Below are 4,738 nucleotides of genomic sequence, written 5' to 3' on the forward strand. Positions count from 1 at the left end.
GCGGATCATGATGGGCCGAGGCGTACAGCTCGGTGTGCTGGACACCGCCGGTGCCCGGTTCGCGCTGGTCACCGGCGTGCCGGGGAGCGCACACACGACGCTGCCGCGGAGGCGTCCTGCGGGTCGGTCAGCCGGCCGGCGACAGCGTGGCCGCCGGGCTCGGCGCGGTGCTGCAGTCGTCCGGGAACAGTACGAGAGGTTCGCCGAGCTGCTGCTGGCCGACCCCCGGTCGGCGCGCAGGGGCGTGAGGCCGTGCAGGCCCACTGGGCCACGGGCACGGTCGGGTAGCCCGGAGGGATCTCACCTCCGGGCTCCCTCAGATCCGGGCGTGACGTTGGTTAGGACGCCAGCGAGGTGCCTGTGATCGGGCCCTTTTCCGACGTCCCCCCACCGAACCGGACGTGCCCGATTTCCGTGGCATCCGGCTCTCCAGTGCTTATCGCGATTGCCGTGTCGGACGTCCAGCGTGGATGTCCTCATGGCATGCGCGGCAGACGACCAGGGTCTTGCGGCGGCGAGATGCCATCCGGGTGACCCATTCAGGTGGGTGCTGTCGGCCCTTGGGGTTCAAGTCCTTGAGGGCGCGGACGTGGTGCACTTCCACCTTTTCGGTTGCCCCGCATAGTTCGCAGGCGTCGGCCAGGAGCCGTTGCACGACCTCGGACCGGCGGTTGCTCCAGATGCGGGACGGGTTGTCGTAGAGAGGGCGAGGCGTGATGTCCCGCGCCAGGCTGATACCGCCCCACTGCGCTACCAGCGGCGGCTTGCCGCCGTCGCGGTCGACGGTGACCCGTAAGCCGCGACGCGGTCCGTGCTCGGTGTCCAGCACGGCGTGGTAGCGGTGGTAGACCTGAGCGACCCTGGTCCGGTATTTGCGGGCCAGAGTTTTGGTCAGTGACCGTTCCATGACGTACTTGAGTCGGCCGAGCCGGTGGCGGTTGAACGCCAGCCGGTAGTATTCCGCGACGCCCCGGAACTCGGCTTGGAACTGCGTGACGATACTGAAGTCAGTGTCGACGATGCGTTCGGTACGCCGGATCGGTTTGCCGTGGTGCAGGTAGGGCTGGCATTTGGCGTGGACGACGTCGGCGGGCACTTTCAGTCCGATCGCCGCGTTGATACTGCGGTGACCGCGCCGATCATGCTTGTCGTCGGTGTGCAAGGTCACGATCTCGTAGCCGAGGAACCGGGCAGCCTTCGTCCGCCCGTGCGTGATCAGGGTCTTGGCCGGGGATAGTTCCAGCTTGAGGTGTTCGTGCAGGAACTGGCCGACCTCGGTCTTGATCTGTTCGGCTTCCTGCCGGGGACCGGTGAAGCCGAGCCGCCAGTCGTCGGCGTAGCGGCAGTAGTGCAAACGCCGGTAGCTCGGATCGTTCGGGTCGCGCGAGGGCATGGTCGTCATCTGCTTGCGCAGCGTTCGTCCGCCGTCGCGGTCTCCTCGCTGTTCGAGTTTGTGGGCGCGTTGCCATAACCGCATGTAAGGCCGATATGGCGTGCGTCGTGCTCCCTGGTTGTGGGCAGGTAGCAGGGTCTGCTCGATGTATTGGTCCAACCGGTCCAGGTAGATGTTCGACAGGACCGGCGACACGATCCCGCCTTGCGGACAGCCGCTGAGCGTGGCGTGGTAGCGCCAGTCCTCCAGATATCCAGCCTGAAGCAGCCCGTCGATCAGGCGCAGGAACCGGCCGTCGTGGATCTTCTCGGCCAGAATCGATCTCATGATCGAGTGGTCTAATGATCCGAAACAGTCGGTGACGTCACCCTCAACGAACCACACCGTTCCCCGCCATTGGTGATAGACCTCCAGCAGGGCGGTATGACATCCCCGGCCCGGACGGAACCCGTGGGAACGGTCGGAGAACCGCGGCTCGTAATACGCCTCCAAATCAGGCGCAGCACTTCTTGCAGCAGTTTGTCCGACCACGTCGGCAACCCCAACGGACGCTTCTTCGACGATCCCTTCTTCTCGATGTAGGTGCGTCGCACCGGGGTCCACCGGTAGCGTTCCTGCCGGAGCGCCCCGATCATCGCCTCGATCTTGCCGAGGCGCATGCCGTCCACGGTCTCCCGCGTGACACCGGGGGTCATCGCTCCCGCGTTGCGGTAGATCTTCCCGTAGGCGAGTAGATACAGGTCCGGGTTGAACAAACATCGGTAGACCCGTTCCAGTGGCAACCCCCTCTTGCCTCGTTCACGAATGATCTCCAGTACGGTTGCGGCGTCTCGCATCTCGCGTACCTCACCGTCCAATGTTGATCGTCAGCACCTGTGTCCCTTCGCCCTGCGCACCGGCTCTCCCGGGCTCCGTGGCCGGTCGTGACTCCGGCGAGCCCTACGGACACTCCGTGGCCGTAGGGCTCTCGCCCCGTAGGCCATCCCGAATTCCTCTTGCGCCAGACGTGTCGAGCGTGACGTAGGCGTCCCGGTCCGTCCCCTTGAACGAGTTCATTACTCGTCGCCCGCCGGTCAGGAGGGTTGAGATGACGAAAGTCGGAATCATCCGATGCCGGCGGCCCCGACAAAAGACACCGTGTCGGGGAGTGTGCACGTTTTCACCGCTGGAGACTGGGATTCAAGCAGTCTGGCCTTCGCCATATCACGCGGGCCTTGCACAGCAACGCCTTCGGTGTCTTCGCAGCGTTCCGCGCTTCCCCGCCATGCTGTGGTCCCCTCGCGCTTTCGCGTCCAGGTAAGGCGGGTGGCCCCGAGGTCACCTCCTCCCGAACCTCGGCCCCCTGAAGGGGCAATCTGGCGCCGAATTAGACGGCGCACAGTTTCCCGGCACTCCGCTCTTGTCACCAGAGGATGCTTAACCCAGGCCCAGTGGGCGAAGTAGCCGGGATGCTGCGTGATGACGCGTTCCCAAGCCGCGTGGGCTTTCGTGACAGCATGTAGCCGTTTGTACTTCTTGCGGATCCAACGCACCAGATAGGAGTTAATGCGTGCCAGGAGGGTGAACATCGCGGAACGGTAGAACTGCCCGTAGTAGCGCATCCACCCACGCACGATCGGTTGATTCGTGTGGCGAGATCGGCCCAGCCGAGTTCGGTGCGTCGGTGCAACCGCCACCCCCGCACTGTGCGGCTCAGCCGTTTCAGGGCTTCCTTGCTGATCGCGGGCAGGAACGCGGCGAACACGCTCCCGCTACGATCCCGTGCTGAGCGGGCTCGGAACGTGTACCCGAGGAACGTGAACGCGGTGTGCTTGTAACTGCTGCACCGGTTCCGAGCTTGCCGTACACGATCTTGGTTTTGTCGGGATGCAACCGCAGCCCGACTTGAGCCATCCTGTTCCCGATCGCCCGGCACACGTACTGCGCCTGACTTTCGCTGACGCAATGCACCACACCGTCGTCGGCGTAACACTCGAACGGCACGGCCGGGAACGTCCGGGCCATCCACGTGTCGAACGCGTAGAGCAGGAACAGGTACGCCAGCACGGGTGAGACCGCCGACCCTTGCGGGGTACCACGGTCTCGCTGGTGCACGTGTCGACGGCGGCCTGAGACTGGTTCTGGCCCACTTCTAACCCGCCGTTGACAGCACGGTGCCGTCGGGCTGCTGCACGGGGGCGGCAGGCCACCGCCGCACATAGAGCAGAACTCACGGCAAATCGGTATTCGCCTCTACCGCTTTGAGCATGAGGTCATGATCGACACTGTCGAGGAGCTTCTGGACGTCAAGGTCGATCACCCAGTCGTATTTCCAACACCGCCGCAGGCAGGCCGCCACCGCGTCCAGCGCCGACCGGTTCGGCCGGTAGCCGTAGGAATCCGGATGGAAGATCGGTTCGACCTTCTCCTCCACCCGCCTGGCCACCACCGTCTGTGCGACTCGGTCCCCGATGGTCGGGACGGTCGTTTCATACTGCTCCTCCTGCTGTAATCAGTGGGTTTGCCGGTGCCAGGTGCGGGACTGTAAAAATAGCGGCGGATCTCGATCTTCAAGGGACACGCCAGGATGACGACGGAACCTATCGTCGAGCAGGGTCCGTCCGGCGGGCCGGCGGGTGTGGTCACGGATGATCAGCTGGTCGCGATGCTGGTCGACCAGGCTCTTGGTGACGGGCTGAAGCTGACCGGTGAGGGTGCTCTGTTGCAACAGCTGACCAAGCGGGTCCTGGAGTCCGCGCTGGAAGGCGAGATCACCGATCACGTCGGCTATGACAAGCACGATCCGGTCGGCGTGGGCAGCGGGAACTCGCGGAACGGGCACCGCGCGAAGACGGTGATCACTGATGTCGGTCCGGTCGAGGTCCGGGTCCCACGCGACGTGGCCGGCTCGTTCGAGCCGCAGATCGTGCGTAAGCGTCAACGCCGTATGTCTGGGGTTGACGATCTGGTCTTGTCGTTGTCGGCCAAGGGTTTGACCCACGGGGAGGTCGCCGCACACTTGGCCGAGGTGTATGGCACCGAGGTGTCGAAGCAGACGATCTCCACCATCACCGACAAGGTGACGGACGGCGCGGTCGAGCGGCAGAATCGGCCCCTCGACCGCGTCCATCCAGTCGTGTTCATCGATGCTATCAAGGTCAAGGGAACATGCGCTGGAAGGCGCCGTTGAACGCCTTCCAGATCGCCTTCGAGGGCCGGCTCACCCCAGCCAACCACTAAGACCCTGGTAAATAAGGGTTTCCGGCCGTCGGTACGAGGCGAAGATCGATGTCTTGTGCGCGCCTGTACGGCGTGGTGTCGTGACATGGGGAAGGGCCTTCAGTACGAGCGAAGGTGACTAAACCA

Annotated in this window: 4 protein-coding genes and 1 pseudogene; 1 reads left to right on the top strand and 4 read right to left on the bottom strand. The window is 64.3% G+C overall.

Annotated features, from left to right (window positions below):
* Window positions 1-436 precede the first annotated feature (436 nt).
* The 4 genes from QSK31_RS48265 to QSK31_RS48270 all read right to left on the bottom strand — a co-directional run bounded on the left by QSK31_RS48265 (window position 437) and on the right by QSK31_RS48270 (window position 3,845).
* Window positions 437-2,152, bottom strand: a complete 1,716-nt coding sequence (locus QSK31_RS48265; protein ID WP_285691954.1) for a reverse transcriptase/maturase family protein — start codon at window positions 2,150-2,152, stop codon at window positions 437-439.
* Window positions 2,153-2,496: 344 nt separating this feature from the next.
* Window positions 2,497-3,069 (bottom strand): group II intron maturase-specific domain-containing protein, encoded by a 573-nt coding sequence (locus QSK31_RS49115; protein WP_352244868.1) that lies wholly within the window; start codon window positions 3,067-3,069, stop codon window positions 2,497-2,499.
* A 25-nt stretch (window positions 3,070-3,094) separates the two neighbouring features.
* Window positions 3,095-3,592: a reverse transcriptase domain-containing protein gene (locus QSK31_RS49120; RefSeq protein ID WP_352244870.1), complete on the bottom strand. Its 498-nt coding sequence runs from the start codon at window positions 3,590-3,592 to the stop codon at window positions 3,095-3,097.
* 10 nt (window positions 3,593-3,602) lie between these two features.
* The gene (locus tag QSK31_RS48270) at window positions 3,603-3,845 is read right to left on the bottom strand and encodes a reverse transcriptase domain-containing protein (RefSeq protein ID WP_285691955.1); all 243 of its coding nucleotides are present in this window, start codon (window positions 3,843-3,845) and stop codon (window positions 3,603-3,605) included.
* Window positions 3,846-4,037: 192 nt separating this feature from the next.
* On the opposite strand from QSK31_RS48270, the pseudogene QSK31_RS48275 reads away from it, so the two are divergent.
* Window positions 4,038-4,535: pseudogene (locus QSK31_RS48275) on the top strand (transposase); the annotation flags it as partial.
* Between the last annotated feature and the right edge of the window lie 203 nt (window positions 4,536-4,738).

The sequence above is a fragment of the Actinoplanes sp. NBRC 103695 genome (assembly GCF_030269485.1).
In the GTDB taxonomy this organism is placed as follows: Bacteria; Actinomycetota; Actinomycetes; order Mycobacteriales; family Micromonosporaceae; genus Actinoplanes.

Bases quoted from the DNA above. Each gene is read 5' to 3' on its own strand.
- QSK31_RS48265 (WP_285691954.1), bottom strand. From the start codon at position 2,152: ATGTTTGTTCAACCCGGACCTGTATCTACTCGCCTACGGGAAGATCTA.
- QSK31_RS49120 (WP_352244870.1), bottom strand. From the start codon at position 3,592: ATGTGCGGCGGTGGCCTGCCGCCCCCGTGCAGCAGCCCGACGGCACCG.